This window comes from Endozoicomonas sp., assembly GCF_965196975.1.
In the GTDB taxonomy this organism is placed as follows: Bacteria; Pseudomonadota; Gammaproteobacteria; order Pseudomonadales; family Endozoicomonadaceae; genus Endozoicomonas.
Window position 1 is genome coordinate 3,049,707 of the sequence record NZ_OZ239981.1, and the last position, 16,411, is coordinate 3,066,117.

The window sequence follows — 16,411 nt, forward strand, 5'->3', positions numbered from 1 at the left end:
GTGCTTATCTTTTTCGGGAAGCGGGAGGCGGGAAGCGGTCTGTTACCGTCCGACAGAGGGATGGAAGTGACGGAAAGTGCCGGGGGTGCGGTTCAATGGGTTGTAACCGGGATAGCCGTAACCCTGCCCCTGCTTCGGCACAGCGGCATTGGGCGTCACCGGAGGGGGTGGTGGCGGTGTCATTGCTTCCCCGCCCCCCAATGCCTGCTTCAAAGCCGCCAGCGGATCATTCGCCTGTTGCTGCTGACCAAACAGATCAAACCCCAATGTCCGGTTCGGGGTTTCCTCCCCGGTGGTGACATAGCCCGGATTGCGCGGGCCATACTGTTTCATCAGTTGCCCGTAGTGATCCTGAACCGCCTCCGGTAGCTGGGCTTTCTGGTCTTTGGGTTTCAATCCTGATACATCGGCTTCGCCCTGAGACTGGGCGACTTTTTGAAGTTCTTCAATCAACTTGCCAGGATCATTGACCTTATTGCCCGGATCAAAGGTCTGTTTCTTCTGACCGGCAAAGTTGTTCAGGTTGGAGAGGGAACTGAGGTAGAACTGCTTTACCGGATTGCCATCGTCACCGAGCAGGCTGACCAGCGGGTCTTCATTGCGGTCACTGTGATTGAAGCGGATACCGCTGACGTTACTGGCCTTGATGCCGGGGTGCTGGTTAATAAACTCGATGGCGTCCTGCGCGTCACGGGGGTCCTGCCCCTGATGATACTTTTGCAGCATTCGGTTCAGTTTTCCGGCGTCCTGCGTCAGAGGGTTCTGCACCGTTTCCTTTCGCTCCATGGGCATTCCGTAACCGGCCTGACCGCCACTGCCTTGCGGCTGTCCGGCCTGACCTCTATTGTTCGGGTTGCCCTGTCCATAACCACCATAAGGCTGACCCTGAACCTCGGCCAGTTGCCGTTGGCGATTGTAGAACTGGTTCAGGTCATTCTGGTCAATCTGCTGCTGGTTCAGTACCTGCTGCTGTTGCTGACCGGCATACTCCTGCTGCTGTCTGCGCAGCTCACCAAGGCGCTGGTTGATGGCGTACTGTTCATCGGCGTAACCGGGCACTTTGGTGCCGTGGCCAATTGAATCAAACTTGTTCTGGTAAACCCTGCCATCCGATCCGATATACATGGTGATCCTCCCTGACCCTGTGGATTAATACTCGTAATCAAACGACTCACGGTAATTCCATTGCCCGTTGTTATCGTAGGTCTGCACCAGTCCGTTCTGCCAACGGTTCGCTGCCTGGTTAAACGCCTGGTTCTGCGCCGCCAGCTTCATCTCATCCTGCTTGAAGCCGTAGCCAAGGTCATACTGGCGGGCCGCTTCGTTCAACTGGTCGTACTTGATCTTATTGTCGGTGAACATATCCGCCGCCAGTTTATAAACACTGGCTGCACTGCTCAGGCCATCGGTGGCGGTTTTGGCGGTATCCAGCCCGAGCTCCGCCACATCGAGGTTGCGGTTCCAGCTCTCCTCTCTGGCGGTGTCCCGCACCTGATTCTGGATGGCCGAGAGTCCCGCCGCCTTGTGCAGGGTATTGCTGGTGCCAAACCCGGCAAACCGGGCTGAATTGGGATTTACGCCCATCCGGCGCATGTCCCGTTCGTACTCCGACTGTTGCAGGTCCGCATTGGCCTGATAGTCGCTGGTCGCTTCCCCCAACCGGCTCTCAAGCTGGGCATCCGATACCGTGGCGTTGTCGCCCAGGTACTGGAAGTTGGGCTGGTAGTTGTCGAACACATCAAACAGCTTGTCGCCATACTCCTTGAGCTGGTCCGCCACATCGGTGGCTGCATCGATATTGAGCTGGTAACGCTGTTCATCATCGTCGTAGGCATAGCGGGGGGCGATATCCGGCATTTCCGGCTGGCCTTTATTTCGTTGCCAGGGCCAACTGCTGGTTGAGCCCAGAGAGAACGTGTTGAAATCCCCCATCTGATCCAGACTTTTCTGGTAGGCGCTGTTGCCGGTCAGGCCGTAACTCATGCCTGAATCAGGAATACTTCGACGGGTGAATCCCTGTGAACGTGTCATGCCCATAATGATGCTCCTGTTTATTCGCCCGTGGCCGTTTATTCGCCGATAGCCGTCCAGTGGATAATGGCGTCGACTACGCTGACATCGGTGGCACCGAGGTCGTAAGCGGTGGTGTCCCAGTAGAAGTGGTTAAGCGGGGCATCACTGACCGGTTGCGCCCGTTGGTAATAGATGGTGGCCGCAATGTCGCGGATATGAACATAAGCCAGGCTGGTAGGAACGTAGTTCGGCTTGTAAAAACTGCCAGCCTGTGACTGACCGTCATATCCGGCCCTTTCTGCCCAGAGTTCGACTTCCGGGTAGATGTTGCCGTCTTTGTGAACCACATCTTCCCAGCGCATGGAAATATCGGTAAACCGGGTGACTTCCCACTCTTTTGTGAAAGAGTCATTGGACGTGGTTTTCTCGTAGGTGTTGTATTCACCCCGATCATTGGGGAGTCGCACTCTGGCCCGTCCTTTTACCTTATCCTGCCCCCAGGCTTTGCTGTCATAGCGGTAGAGGTTTCTGACCTCCAGCCGTATATCCACCTTGGCGAAATACAAAATCCGGTTGATCTCCCACCCCGAACCGATGTTCGGGTCACCAATGCTAATGGTGTGTCGGAAGGTCTGTGCTGAATTGGTGGGACTGAGGGTTTTCTGGTAGGGGTTGGCAATCTTGTTCTCATCCCGGTAGTCGTAGGTAACGCTGCCACTGTTGAACGTACCCTCACGGTCTTCCGCTAAAAAATACAACCCCACCTCATAGCGGCCCTGCGTCATGGTCTGGCTGAGTTCGATGTCGTGGGTAGTGAACTGCTCAATATCCACGGCCACCGTTTCCCCGTCGATCCATTCCCCCCATTGCTGCCGATAGCGAATGGTCACGCTCACCTTACGGTTCTGCCAGGTTCCGCCACTGCCGGTGGAACGCTGGCTGGCAACCCGCCCTTTCAGGGTGACCTTTTTCACCTGGTCCACACCGCCTCTGGTGAAGGTGTTGGTATTGCTGGCCCCCTGGTAAAGGGCGTTCCTGACCTCCGTCTTGCTGCCATCCGCCAGCAGCAATCGGGCGTAGGGTTTGAACACCCACGCCCCTTCAATGGAGCCGTGAGGCATCGGGGTTGAGTGGTACAGTTCCAGTCGCTGGGACTGGTCAGGGTAGTCGGCGTTATAAACGGTAATATCGCGGGGATAGAGGTTGATGGTGGGCTGGCTTTTGAAATAGGCGGGGATCACCACACTCTGGTTATGCCTGCCGATGCCGCTTTCTGTCCGACGCACCTCTTTGTAACGGACGTGGCCGGAACTGGCGGTGTAGATATAGGACTCGATCCGGCCCTCTTTCAGCACCAGATAATCGTTGCTGGCAATGCCCCCGCTGCCGGTAATCACCATCTGGCCAAACCCATCACTGCCGGTACTCAGCTCGATGGAACCCTGCCCAACCGTGAGCGCCGTGCCGTTTTGCAGCTCACCGGACTGAAGCTGGCTGATATTCACCGGCCCGTTCACCGCCAGATAGCCGTTAAAAACCAGCACATAGTCCGGTGACCCTTCCGTGCCAATATTGCGCACCGAAAACGGCTGCTCCGACAGCTCCGGGCTTTCCAGCATCAGGTCGGCCAGATTGATAATGGCCGTTCCTTGTCCTGCGGTTCCGGCCATTGCATTGAAGCCACCCACCTGACCAGCACTGTTGACGTGACGCACCCAGTAATAGTGCAGCGTGGTGTTGCCGGTGACATCGGTATAGCGACTGCCTCTGGCTTCGTGGACCAGCGACGCCTGCGCCCGGTCATCCACCTGAGCTCGCCATACTTCCGTGTGGTTATGCCCATCATAGGCCGGGGCATCCCATTCCAGGATCACGGCACCAAAGATGCCGTTGGATGACAAACCAGCAGCCGGAGTTGGCGCGTCCGGTGCTCCAACACTGCCTCCAGTCACCGTTAGCTCTGGCACCACAGGCTCCAGGGTATCGGTAATGGAACCCACGGCAGAGGCAGGCAGCCTCAATCGCTGACCTTTCTCCTTCGCCAGACCCAGCTCGGCCAGCTCACTGTGCAGCACTGCCCTGTCCCCGGCATTGCCGCTGCGACCGGCGAGGCGGTTCAGAAACTCGCGCACGTAGCGATCTACCGTTGCTGGCAGTGCGGGAAATTTAGCCATAAGAGGGAGTCTGTTCTTAAAGTTCAGCCATGGAGCTGGCGACAATTACGGCAGTCACGGTGTCGGTGCCTTCCAGCTCAAACTGCCAGCGGCTGCCACGGCCTGCGGGGAGCCTGAAGCCTCTGTCCGAAGTCACTGGCAGTTCCAGTACCTGCTGCTCATCACGGAATACCCGAAACACCAGGTCGGTGTAGCTGTCCGCCATGATCCGTGCCGAACTGAACAGGGCAGGCTTTCCTTGAAAGACTTTGCTTCGCCAGCGATATGGCATCAGCTCTGAGCCTTTGTCCCACGCTTTAATGGTGTTGCCGATGGCCAGATAAAGGCTGTCGTCCTGAAGGTCACGGTAACAGGCATCGGCGTAAGTGCCGAGTTCGGTAAAGGTACCGCTGTCGGGGCTGAATATGAAACCACCGCCGTCAACACTGTCGCCATAGAAGCCAAAGTACCGGCCATCGTGAAAGCAGCCGTGGATAGTGTCTGGCTGAAAACGTTCCCGCCAGTCCTCCGGGTTGATGATGTTGCGTGTCATCAGGTCCGCCCGACCGCCAGCGATACGCACCAACCCATCCGGCGAGGCGTAAAGTGCCATATCCCCCATATCCACCATGCTGCTTTTGCTGATGCAGGCATGGGCCGTATCCAGCCGTTCCAGGGTCATGGCACTGGGTTCAGTACCGAATGCCACATAGGGATAACCGCTGGTAGTGATGATCACACTGTTGGCCGCTACGGCCAGTGACCGGATGTCGTACTCCACCGCCAGCCGATAGGCCGCTGGCCATGCGTATAAATGGTAAGGCTCGCTGAACATCAGCTCCTTGCCGGAAAATCCAGCGGCAACACCACCGGGCAGCACCACCATGCCTTGCAGGTTGTTGGGTGGCGCGATCCAGCCGATGGTTTTCAGGATGCCGCCCCGCTGATCCCAAGGGGTTTGATCCACCACGCTGGTGACGCCCACCGGGGTATCGGTGACCACCGAACCATTGTTGTTTATCTGGGTACAGAGCTGATACACGCCCACCTGCGTACTGGTGTAAACCCTGAAGTGGGTAATGTTCATGTCAACCGCACCCGGCCCTGAAGCCAACGTCAGGTTGACAGTCTCACCGGGCTTCACCACGATCTCACCAGAAGGCAGCGATGGCGGACCTTCCCGTCCGTTCTCATCCACCCAGGTATAGGTATAGAAACGGGTTTCAGCATCCACTGCCTGAGCATCCTCCAGCGGTGTGCCACTGAGGGTCACCACGGGTGCCAGGTCCGGCTCCGGCATCCCCAGTTGATGGTCATTGACCGGATAGTCACTGCCACCACTCAGGGCAAGACCATTATCGGTGTAGCGGGGACCTTTCAGCGTACCGGTGTAATAGACCCGGTTATTGGGGTCATCGGCCACGGGGGAACGGATCACGTCCACGTCTTCTGTCCAGTCAAACCAGTACCGGTTGCCTTCGTTGCGGTACAGGTAGATGGACTTCGGCGTTGCACTCAGGGCCTGTACATCAGCAAGTTGATAGTAGGCTCGCAGACTGCCATTAGTTAAACGACAGTCAATGGCTGCCTCCGCCTGGGTATCTTCCAGGAGATGACTGTCAAGCCAGGGGACTTCGCCGGTAAAGGAGGTGATATCGAGTTTCATGGTGGGTTATTTTTTCAGTCCGTACACCGAAACCGTGCCCACCAGTTTGTTCTGGTTCATGGCTTCCGCGTAGAACTTGATGCCCGTGATCAAGCCACTCACCGGTGCCGACAGGGTTGCCGTGATGTACTGGTCACCGTTGCCACTGTCCAGATGCGCAGTAAAGGAACCTTTACCATTCGGGTTCACGGAGACCGTCATCGTCCCTGACAGAAAGACCGACTCCATCTCACCATTCACCAGAGCATAACCAGAGTATTGGCCACCCGACAGCGTATACCCGTCACTCTTGATCACCGAGGTATTGGCCCAGCCGTAACCCGTTACCCAGGAACCATCGGACTGCTTAAAGGCCATGCCCAGTTTTTTCTCCCGGTAGTCACCATTGTCATCAATCCCGAGGTTATTAATGACCAGCTGATACCCGCCATAAAGGGCATCATCAAAACCGATGTCCAGCACCATTTCTGAAACACCCGACTGGGATACTGTACTGAGCAGTTTCATATCGTCTTCCTCTGCGTTATTGCCCTGGCTCTCCAATGCCTCTATCCGTGCGGTCAGATCGGTAATAATGTCCTGAAGGCTCTCTACCGAAGCAATGGTGTGAATATGATCCGGTGGCGCGGTTAATGAGGTCACCACCCCACCCACCAGTGCGAACAACTTGCCATCGGCGGTATTGATCGCCACCTCCCCTGAGGCCAGATCGGACGACAGCGGAACCTTGCCGGGTGTCGCCGAGCTTTTCAGTTTGATGGTGTTGGACACAACTCAATCCTTGTATTTGTCGTGTATATCCTAAGTATTTGGAGTTGCAACAAGGCGGCAATGGAGCGAAACCCGAGAGCTTAGATTGACTAAGTGACCGGGGTGAGCGAGTGCAGCCAACGCAGTTGCAGCTTGAAAGATGACGGATATATCAGAAGGTGCCACCATCCAGCACCACACCGTTCACCGAACCACCGGTGATGGTGACACTGGCTGCTGACTGAAGCGCCATGCTGTCGAGCCCCAGGTTACTCCGGGCAGTGGCGGCGTTGGTCAGATCCGCCAGGTTGGAGGACTTGGCCAGTTTGGTGCCGATCTGGGTGGTCAGGTTGCTGATGGTGTCGGGGTCATCCCCCAGTGCCGCCGCCAGTTCGTTCAGGGTATCCAGCGCTGCCGGGGCTCCGGCCACAATGGCATCCACCCCCAGCTGAACCCGGGCATCCACCTGCGCCTCATTCAATCCGCCGGAACCGGTAGCGGTCAGCACGCCGCTGCCATCAATGGCCAGACCGGTCCCGACCTTGATACCACCGAGGGTCGCTCCAGAGGCCGTGGGCAGGCTGTAGTTATTGGCGTTGTCGTCGATCCCGGCCAGTTTTGTGACCACCGTTTCACCGCCAACGGCGGTCACGGAGCCATCGGTTTCACCGATAAACAGATACCCGGAGGCTTCCGAGTAAGCCAGCTCCCCTTCCGCCAGGCTGGCCGGGGTGTTGGTAATGGCACTGCGTTTGATCTGAATGGTGTTCGCCATGGTTGACGCTCCTGTCTATCTATGACGGTTCAGGGGAAAAAGCGGTCAGAAATAACCGCCATTAACATTGGCAGCAGGGCTCTGGTTCACCAGGTCTGCCACCGAGTCATGCAATACCTCCATCTCGTTTTTCATGGCGGTCAGTTGCAACTTGTCGGCCTCATGGGCATCGTGCCAGCGTTGGATATCGCCATGGTGCTGGGTGATGTCGCTGTTCAGCTGCCGGTTTTCCGTGGTCATCGCCCACAGCGAGCTGGACAGGGCATCGGCACGCCCCACAGCCTCTTCGATCTGTGGCAACCCAGTGGCCAGGGCTTCCTCGATCGCTTGCCGGTCTTCGGCAATGCTCTGCTGCTGGGCAGCCACCACGGCCACGCCGTTACCAAGGGTGGCGACCACCGTCGTCTCGTTGGCCATCGCGGGCTCCTATCTCAATGCGTGGGTGACGCCTGCCTGAACGACAACCGTTCCAATGGCCACCGTGGATACCGCCTGACCATCCGGAGTGGTGACCTGAACATCAAACTCATAACGGTAGGGGGTCAGCTCATTGGTCTCCTCCGGTGCCAGATACATCACCGCCGTCGTGCCGGATACGGTCATCCGTTTTTGCAGCACGGCTTCGTCATCCGGCTGCATCCGGTGAAACTTCAAGGTGAAGATCAGCGTCCACCCGGTCAGGTCCAGCGACGTGCCATCCTCACTACTGAACGACACCGGCACGGAATAGCTGTCACCCCGGATAAAGGCAGGCAGGGTAGTGGAAGCGGGAATGGCCATCAGACAAACCGCCTGCGGGTTACTGACTGTTCGCCACCACTGACCCCGACCAGTCCACGGATGCGCTTGCGGTTGAGTTCCTTCTCGTACTTCTGCCGATTGACCTCTGCAAGCTGCGGGTTGGTCCAGAGCTCATCGGGCATCATTTGCAAATCCGCCAGTACACCCCAGCAGGCAAACTCAAGAGTCAGGTTGCCCACCTCGTCCGGCACTTCTGTGGTAGCAAACGATGGCATCAATGTCAGCTCAATATCGTGCATGACATTCTTGTCCGGGATCGGGGCAACGCTCAGGGCAGTGGTTTCAACATGGCGGTAGTAATAAGGGGTACCGGAAGCGAGGTAAGGCGGCAGCAGATCACGGCTTTCCAATCGGGTGCCGTCTTCCCGCAGGAGATTCTGCACCGTGGCTATCTCGCTGCCAGTGGGTGCGGTCAGGGTGTAATCCTCGATACCCTTAACCAGAAACAGCTTGTCATGATGTCGCCACAGGTTGGCACGGTGACAAATATCCCGCAGGGTAATGATCAGATAATTACGGATCACCTGATCCGGGCAGCCCTTGGCATACGGGCGTATGCGGGAAAGGTAGGTGTCCAGTTCCATCTATCCCTCCACCTTGCCCTGAAGCATTTGCCGGAAAAGCTGATCTACATTCCACTTCAGCCCCAGGTCGTTGGCAAACATGGCCAGATAACTCTGCGCCTGCTGCATATTGGCTTCCGTTTCCATATCCATGCTGAATGCCCGGAACAGCATGTAGTTGATCACCGGGTTGATCCACAGCTCATCCAGACTGAATAACTGGGTGTCGGTGTCAAAATCGGTAATGGCTATTCCTGCGGGTGCCTGGCTGACCAGCAGATTAAGCGGGTGATCCGCCGGGGGCACAGGGTACACATAAAACACGGACGGACTTTTCTGGTCGTAGACAAACTGTTCCACATCCGTACCGGTGGCGGTCGTCCAGTTGGGCAACAGACTGTCGAGGCTGCTGCGGGTGGAGGCAATCACCGTCCGGCCTGTGGATGGATTGTCCACAATATCCAGCAACCGGTAAGTGCCGGGCGGCAGTGACTGCACCGCCTGCGGCTGACAGGTAAAGGGCAGGAGCTGAGAGTTCACATCAGGCCGGTTCTGCACCACCGCCAGTATCGCCTCGTTATAGGCATCCAGCAGGTTGGCATTGGTCCAGCGGGGAACGGCCGTGTTGTCCTGAAGCAGGTCACGAACCCGCTGGATAATAGCAGTAACCTTCATCACCTACAGCCGGTTACCCTGTTGATCACAGAACTCCAGATCCACGCCTATTCGTTTCTTCAGCCTCGGGTTGTAGATAAAGACGCTGTGGTTGTTCTTGTTCAGCACAAATCGCAGCGGCTTTCGGTGGCCTGGTTGCGATGTTGGTACTGACTGTGCCAACGCGGTGGGCACCTCAGTCACGTCCGGCGCTTCCAATTCTTCCTGCTCTTCCGGTTGTTCCAGTGGTTCACCACCGTTCATCAGCTGACGTATTTCGTTTTTTAACTCATCCAGCTTCTTGCGCTTGTCCAGCTCCACGTTAAACATCTGCCGGGCAAAGGATTCCAGTTCGTCCTTGCTGCGGCAGGTATCCAGGTTAAATGCCATTTTTTCAGCTCCTCTGAAAAACGCTTTCCGCCACCCGCTGCCCGCTTCCCGAAAAAGACATCATACGTCGTGCTTTTACGGAGAGCGGGCAGCGGGAAGCGAACGGCGATAAATTTAAGAACGCTTCGCTGCCAGCAGAACACCAGCATCAGGCTTCAACACCTTGTACCCATACACCTGCAGGCCACGGTGTCCCATGCCGAAGTGCTTCTCCAACGTCAGCGATTCATGCTTGATAAACTGCGACGCAAACCCGGCAAAATCTTTCACACCCGCCAGGCACTGAGTCACCCCCGACGCAGTGGCCAGATTATTACTGCAATAGAGCGTGAAGCGATCGATGATCCCGAGTCGGCCATTACGCATGATGGAGGTTCCATCACCAGCCAGCGACGCATCTTTCAGCTCAGACTTCTTGATCATCCCGCAGACCCAGGGTGGCAGTACCAGCCAGCGGTCGGACTCGGGAATGTTCTTCTCGTCCAGCAGCGTGCCCATATCGACGATGTAATCCAGCACATTGGTCTTATCCACAACGACGCCAGTACCACCGCCGTCGATCTTGTTGTCCGGATGCACATCGGTGTAGATATTCCCCAGTACATCGCCGTCTACCGCGATCTTCACATTTTCCGCTGCATCCGCAGAAGACTCGTTGATCAGCTCGATATTGGACTGGACACTCTGGATGTAGTCATCCACAAAAGCGTAGTACTTGGTCTTGTCGATGGGCATTTCCACCTTGGGTGGTTCCAGATCCTGGTACTCAACCCCCACGGCACGGTCATAATCCGCGACCGTAATATCAGGCCGGGTACGGATCACCACCTTGGAGCCTTCCGACTGGATCTCGCCTTCCCACTTGGTGTTACAGATGGCCGCCAACACGGTTCGTTTATAGAACTTCGCGTTGAGTTTCTTGGAGTAAATAACGGACAGGGCATTGGCCATAGCCCCCGTTGGAAATGTGGTCGTTGCCATGATTCAAGTCCTTTGAATCACGGGAAGCGGTTATACGACGACGATTAAACGCTCCCCTCAGAGGCGACCTCCCTGCTTGATCCACTGGGCCAGAATCTTGTCGAGTTTTTCTTCATTGTCGTTAAACTCTTTCTGCGGCATGGCCGCAATCTGTTCCAGCGTCAGGGTCGGTTGGTGCCCCCGGGTTTTAGGGACTGAGTGGGTCCGCACCGGCGGTTCACTCAGCTGCTTTGCCTGCTGCATTTTCTGTACTGGATCGGGTGCCGGTTTCGGTGCAGGCTTGTTTACACCTGCGGCCTCTTTATAGAGACTCATGACCTGCGCTGCACCCAGTGGGCTGACACGACTCAACTCCTGAACATCAGCAGTCTGTCGTGCAAACCAGCCTTTAAAATCCTCACTGGCAGAGATCTGCTCTACATCGGGATGCAGACTGCGCAACTTGTTCCAGAATGCCTGTTGTGCCCGCTCCGCCTCCTGCTCCTGCCGAGCCTTCTCAATAGCGGCCAGCCGCTGTTCCAGTTTGCGGTTGAGCTGTTCCGACTCATCCAGCTTGTTGAACACCGGGTCCAGCTCCTGGTAGTCCTTGCGGAGTTCCTGGAACTGGTCGGACGGCTCTGGCTCACTGTTTGGCTGAGCAGTACCCTGCTGACTGAGCAGATCCACCTTGGCCTTCAGCAGCGCCATCTGCTGCTGAAGCTCGGTATTGCTCCGCTCCAGATCAGCGGCTTTCTGGGTGGCCTGAGTCATCAGGGCATGGGCATTCTTGCGGGACTCTTCCGCCTTGGTGTACTTGTCCTGCCAGTCTTCACCGTCATCGTCATTGGATGCTGGAGCAGGCGGCTCTGACGGTTCGTCATCAGCGTCCGACTCCGGTTCGGGTGGCGGGGGTAGCTCATCAGCGGGCGGGTTCTGATCGGTTTGCTTGTCCTGCTCGTCCTCTTGCTGGGCAAAAGCGGCAGGGGCGTCCGTAGTCAGACCCATAAGGGCGGCCAGTTCGGCATCGGTTTCCTGATCCAGTTTTTCGGCATCAATAGCCATTTCACTCTCCCTGTGGGGCTCGTTGGCTTGTCCACTTGGTTGCGCCTATGAAAGTCCGTGGGGCTCTGGGCTTGTCCATGTTCTTTCAGGCATTGTTCGCCGCCCGCTTTCCGCTGCCCGCGACCCGTAAAAGACGATACTGGTTTGGCTTTTACGGGAAGCGGGGAGCGGACAGCGGGGAGCGACGAAAGTTATTGTCGTAAATAGGTTCGCGATCGCTGCGCCAGTTGCATCAGATCACTGAGTTCCTGAGTCTTACCCTGCAGGATGCGCAATTCGGTTGAATCCCGGGCGTGGGACATTTTCTCCAGCAGTTCCGCCCGGCGACGTTGCAGGTGCTCGACCAGCGTCTGGTAATCCGGGTTGCCTTCCAGCCGCAGGATCGCCTCCGCCTCCTGGCTGGTCAGGTGCAGTGGGTTGTGCATAGAGTTCTTCCTCAGGGCGCAGGGCTTTATCGGGGTCAATATCCAGGGCTTTCAGGTATTCGTTCAGCAGGTATCGGTGGTCGGTCATCGGCCCCAGTACCTCGTTCATGGTCACGTTCAGGGCGTTCATCATCCGTTCGCTCTGGATCTCCTTCGCCACCAGGGCGGCACTGCCCATGGGCACCACGTCCAGATCGCCCCGTTTGTCGTCCATCTCCGCCCAGCGCATGGCAAAGTTGAACAGGCTCTCGATCAGGGGCACCGTGGCGTAGTCGTCGATGTTTTTCACCACGCTTTTCAGGGCCACATTGGCGGCGGTCATCAACATGCTCATGCCGCTTGCGGTCTTGTTCAGGCTCTGGGTCTGTTCGCCGTGGGTGTAGCTGGGCAGTGAGGTTTCCTCGTCGGCAAAGCGCCGGAACAGTTCAAAGATGCCGGACAGGTCTTTCTGGTTACTCTGGATATTGATAGCCTGAATCATTGGCCCCTCACCGGCTTCCCCGTCATAAAACCAGAGTCGGTAGGGATAGATCTTCTTGGCATCTTCCAGGCTCATGCCTTCCGGAAATTTGCTCACATCCATCTGGAACATGGGGCCAGCGGTGAGGGCGGCATTGTCCAGCAAGGCTCTGCCAGTGGAGTTCATCACATCTTGGGAGTCGTTCATCATGTAGGGAATGCCGATGCCCCAGAACCGGTGCAGCACACTTTCGTAGGGAACAAACTTGTAGGGGATCGCTTCCGGCTTCAACGGGTTGAGCCGTGCCATAATCATCCGGCCATCGCAGATCCAGATGTTGGCCTGATACTCGGCCTGCTCATCGATGTCATCAACGCCGTATTCCTTCAGCTGCTGGCCATCCACCGGTCCCCAGTACTCAAGGACATCGAAACGGTTGGGCGTCACATACTGCTCATCATTGTCGTTGATATTACGCAACTCCCGTTCGTAATCTTCAGGGACATGGTTCCCCTGGGGAGACTCCATAAGAATGGCGTGAATGGTCTCGGTCTCAAAACCGTGACTGCCTGCCAGTTCCCGTAGCTCATGTTTGGTCAGCACATGGCGGCGGAACAGATCGTTGGGCTTGCCGGGATCGTGGGAATAGGGATCGGGAAACAGATCAAAGACACTGGCCCATTCAATATCCGGCTCAATGCTCTGGCGCTCGATCAGTTTCCACTCATCACCCTCGCTCTCCCACTTCTCATGGTTACGGATATTCAACGTGGCCACCTTGATACAGCCAGTGCCAAGGGTGACTTGCTCCTTCACCATCTTTTTTATTTCGGTGAGCGCGTTGGCATTGATCAGGTAGTCCTTGATCAACCGCTTCATTTTCATAGCGGCTTCGTTGGCGCGTTCCAGTGCTTCGGCCATCAGTGCCCGTTCCATCTCATCGTTTCGTTCCTGGATGAGTTGGTTACGGGTGTGGGGATCAAGTCGATAGGGGAGCAGTTCCTGAATGGCCATCATACGGATCTGTCGTTTAATCGACGCCGGAATGTCGGCCATTGGGCTGGGCACAATATCCCAGAAACTGTCCACGTTTTGAAACAGCAGATCCACCAGTCGAGAATAAGCGGCATTGACCTTGGTGGCGGTGATCTTGATAAACACCCGGCTTAACGCCTGCTGTTCTTCCATCACCTTTTCCTGCTCGGGACCGTACTCACCCTTTACTGCCCGGAGTGCTTCCAGCCACTCGTCTTCCACTTCCCGCCGGGCTTCCCGGTATCCCTGCCAGCGGCTTTGCAGGTCAGCGGCAAAGGCATCCCGCACGGCCTGCTCACGACGCTCATTGTCCAGAGCCGCATCCAGCTCGTCCTGAGTCACCTCGTCCGGGGTAGCGACCATCACCAGTCCGTGTTCCATTACCTGACCTTCTTGCCTCTGCGTCGCTGCCATTCAAGGCGATGTCCGGCCATAATGGCTGGCCAGCTCCCTACCATCTGCTGGGTAAAAAGAATGATTGTCCGTTCCATCAGTAGGCTGACTTTCCTGGCGAGCGATACCTCAGCTCGTTGATATTGATCTTCCGTCGTGGAAGTTTGAGCACCATCTGCTGGGCGATGGCGTAGCTGATCACCCGATCATCGAAGCAGCCTTCCTGGGCATTAGTGGCGCCGTTGTCTTCGATGACGTAGGTCTGGCACTCGGCAATGGTGTCCCTGTTGCAGATGCCCGACTCGCCATCCCGCAGTAAGGCGGCGAGGTGGTCGATCATTAACGGTTTGGATTTCGTGGTGGTCTGCCAGCCGAGGCGTTTGGTGCGCTTCTGGCTTCGCTGGTCCACGGTGGTTTCCATGTAGAGATTGGGGTACTTCAGGTCTTTCAGTTTGGTCAGGGTGGTGAGACCGTGGTTATTCCTCTCCACGCCGATCAGGGCATTGTGGTAGTAACGCCCCAGGTGATTAAGCATCTTGCCCAGATCGTCCGGAGCTACATGCCCATGCCAGTGCGCCACCTGATAGCCGTCACGGTCACACACATCAATGGACGAATAGTCACCGTGCTTATGCTTGTCATTGACCGGTGCCAACCCTTCCGCCACATCGCAGCCGATCACGTACTGGGTGCCGGTCTTCGGGAACTCCCAGACTTGCAGCAGTCCCGTCTTGTTACGGTTCACGCCGTTGATGGTCAGCTCGATGGACTGCTTCGGGGCGTAACACTCGACCTTGGCCGACTCGGTGTGCTTGGGATCAAACACCGGCCTGCCGGAGAACAGGAACGCTTCCTCCACATTGCAGGGGTATTCCTGTTTGAACTTGTCTTCGGATTTCAGCTCGTAAATCTTCTGCCTGCGCCACTGGAGTTGTTCATCGCTCAGGTGGTAGGTCTGCTTCAGAAATCTTTCGTCATCATCGAGCGTGAAGCCTGCCGGAGCTGCCGCTTGATATTCCTCCTGCCAAAACCAAGGGATAAACACCAGTTCAAAATCGCCACGGCCAGCAGCAGCGTCCATAACATAATCATAAAACACACCACCGACGCCATTAGCAGTGCTTTCAAGGATGACTTCAGTGTCTGCTTCATTGGGAACCGCCTGTAAGACTCCGGCCAGGTGTTCATCCGCATTTGGCCAGAAGGCCACCTCTGAACCGTGGAATAACTGCGCCGTACTGGATCGCCCTGCTCCCCGGTTGCCTGCGGTACCCACCCGATAACCGGAGTCATGGGTAAAGTCCATCTGCTTGGCACTCTTGTTACTGAGTGTCTTCTGGGCAAAGGCAGGCAGGTTTTCGTGGTAGCGCAGCACCATATCAAACAGGTTGGCCGTGGCGTCTGCTTCATGGGTCAGGATGTAGGCCCGCAGCCCCCGGTTGTTGCTGACTTTCCAGTAAAACCGGGCTTCGGTGTACGTGCTGCATCCCTGTTGCCGACCTTTCAGCACCACGATCCGAACCTTGCCGGTGCGCTTGAGCTGCTGGTTGATCCGCTTGTGCAGGTACTTCTGGGCCGCGTTCAGTTTCAGGGGAACCACTTTGGCCGACTTGGTTCTGATCTTCAGGCAGAGGCTGGCAAAGTAACGGAAATCAAACAGCAGCTTCTCTCTACCGGTCAGTCCTCGTCTTCGCTGTCGGCTTCGCTGTCCCTTGCTGCCAGCCATTCGTCCACCGTTTCCAGTTCGTCCTTGATGACGGTCTGCTCCAGCTTGTCCCGCCACTTGAACCGGTTCTTCATGTACATAATCATCATGGCAGGCTGCACCTCGGCCTGACCCAGTGCGCCCTTGATGTACTTATCCTCCCACCAGGCTTCGGCCAGCACATCGCCCTGCTCCACGGCAGCGGCAAAGTCTTCGTGTCTGTCGATGTAGGACAGGAACGTCTTGTAGCTGATGCCGAGTTCCACGGCAGTAGCCTTGCGACTCATACCTTCGGCCATCAGGTCTTTCACCTGCTGACACATGGCTGGTTTGTATTTACTGGGAAATGCCATGACTAAATAAGGTGCCTGAATGCGTAGGCGATCAGACCAGCAGTGACGGTCATCGCCACCCACTGCGCCACCGAGGTGATCACGGAGTTTTTCTGCACGGCCTTCTCGATGGTGTCCAGCCGTTCCTCGCTGCGTTGCTCCCGCAGTGCCAGGTTGACCATTCGCTCGTCGTGCTTGGCCAGCGTCTGGAGTATCTGGGTGATCCCATCGAGCTTTTCTTCAATCCGGTTAAAGCGATCTTCGTCGGCCATGG

Annotated in this window: 17 protein-coding genes; all 17 read right to left on the minus strand. The window is 56.6% G+C overall.

From position 1 onward, the window contains the following. Positions 1–42: 42 nt before the first annotated feature. The gene (locus ACOCLE_RS13760; protein WP_419532936.1) at positions 43–1,125 is read right to left on the minus strand and encodes a hypothetical protein; all 1,083 of its coding nucleotides are present in this window, start codon (positions 1,123–1,125) and stop codon (positions 43–45) included. A gap of 24 nt (positions 1,126–1,149) precedes the next feature. Further along, positions 1,150–2,037, minus strand: coding sequence for a hypothetical protein (locus ACOCLE_RS13765; protein WP_419532937.1), 888 nt, complete (start codon positions 2,035–2,037; stop codon positions 1,150–1,152). Positions 2,038–2,069: 32 nt separating this feature from the next. Further along, positions 2,070–4,187: a hypothetical protein gene (locus ACOCLE_RS13770; RefSeq protein ID WP_419532938.1), complete on the minus strand. Its 2,118-nt coding sequence runs from the start codon at positions 4,185–4,187 to the stop codon at positions 2,070–2,072. A 16-nt stretch (positions 4,188–4,203) separates the two neighbouring features. Continuing rightward, complete coding sequence (locus ACOCLE_RS13775; protein ID WP_419532939.1) at positions 4,204–5,832, minus strand: hypothetical protein; 1,629 nt, start codon at positions 5,830–5,832, stop codon at positions 4,204–4,206. Positions 5,833–5,838: 6 nt separating this feature from the next. Further along, the gene (locus ACOCLE_RS13780; RefSeq protein WP_419532940.1) at positions 5,839–6,603 is read right to left on the minus strand and encodes a hypothetical protein; all 765 of its coding nucleotides are present in this window, start codon (positions 6,601–6,603) and stop codon (positions 5,839–5,841) included. Positions 6,604–6,754: 151 nt separating this feature from the next. Beyond that, positions 6,755–7,357, minus strand: coding sequence for a hypothetical protein (locus ACOCLE_RS13785; protein WP_066017966.1), 603 nt, complete (start codon positions 7,355–7,357; stop codon positions 6,755–6,757). A gap of 45 nt (positions 7,358–7,402) precedes the next feature. Continuing rightward, entirely contained in the window at positions 7,403–7,774 is a 372-nt protein-coding gene (locus tag ACOCLE_RS13790; RefSeq protein WP_066017967.1) for a hypothetical protein, read from the minus strand. A gap of 9 nt (positions 7,775–7,783) precedes the next feature. Next, on the minus strand, positions 7,784–8,137 hold the full coding sequence (locus tag ACOCLE_RS13795) for a hypothetical protein (protein ID WP_419532941.1): 354 nt from the start codon (positions 8,135–8,137) through the stop codon (positions 7,784–7,786). Beyond that, positions 8,137–8,682, minus strand: coding sequence for a hypothetical protein (locus ACOCLE_RS13800; protein WP_419532942.1), 546 nt, complete (start codon positions 8,680–8,682; stop codon positions 8,137–8,139). Before ACOCLE_RS13800 ends, ACOCLE_RS13795 begins: the two co-directional genes overlap by 1 nt. Positions 8,683–8,742: 60 nt before the next feature. Then, positions 8,743–9,396 carry a DUF6682 family protein gene (locus tag ACOCLE_RS13805; protein WP_419532943.1) on the minus strand — a complete coding sequence of 218 codons (654 nt, stop codon included), beginning with the start codon at positions 9,394–9,396 and terminating at the stop codon, positions 8,743–8,745. Between the two features lie 3 nt (positions 9,397–9,399). Then, positions 9,400–9,765: a hypothetical protein gene (locus tag ACOCLE_RS13810; protein ID WP_066018817.1), complete on the minus strand. Its 366-nt coding sequence runs from the start codon at positions 9,763–9,765 to the stop codon at positions 9,400–9,402. A 114-nt stretch (positions 9,766–9,879) separates the two neighbouring features. After that, positions 9,880–10,746 (minus strand): hypothetical protein, encoded by an 867-nt coding sequence (locus tag ACOCLE_RS13815; RefSeq protein ID WP_419532944.1) that lies wholly within the window; start codon positions 10,744–10,746, stop codon positions 9,880–9,882. 57 nt (positions 10,747–10,803) lie between these two features. Then, positions 10,804–11,787 carry a hypothetical protein gene (locus ACOCLE_RS13820; protein WP_419532945.1) on the minus strand — a complete coding sequence of 328 codons (984 nt, stop codon included), beginning with the start codon at positions 11,785–11,787 and terminating at the stop codon, positions 10,804–10,806. A gap of 255 nt (positions 11,788–12,042) precedes the next feature. Beyond that, a complete protein-coding gene (locus ACOCLE_RS13825) occupies positions 12,043–14,088 on the minus strand; it encodes a portal protein (RefSeq protein ID WP_419532946.1) in 2,046 nt (681 codons plus the stop codon). Between the two features lie 109 nt (positions 14,089–14,197). Further along, entirely contained in the window at positions 14,198–15,826 is a 1,629-nt protein-coding gene (locus ACOCLE_RS13830; RefSeq protein ID WP_419532947.1) for a hypothetical protein, read from the minus strand. After that, positions 15,778–16,104, minus strand: coding sequence for a hypothetical protein (locus ACOCLE_RS13835; RefSeq protein ID WP_419532948.1), 327 nt, complete (start codon positions 16,102–16,104; stop codon positions 15,778–15,780). The genes ACOCLE_RS13830 and ACOCLE_RS13835 overlap by 49 nt, the downstream gene beginning before the upstream one ends. A 56-nt stretch (positions 16,105–16,160) precedes the next feature. Continuing rightward, on the minus strand, positions 16,161–16,409 hold the full coding sequence (locus ACOCLE_RS13840; RefSeq protein ID WP_066018346.1) for a hypothetical protein: 249 nt from the start codon (positions 16,407–16,409) through the stop codon (positions 16,161–16,163). Positions 16,410–16,411: the final 2 nt, after the last annotated feature.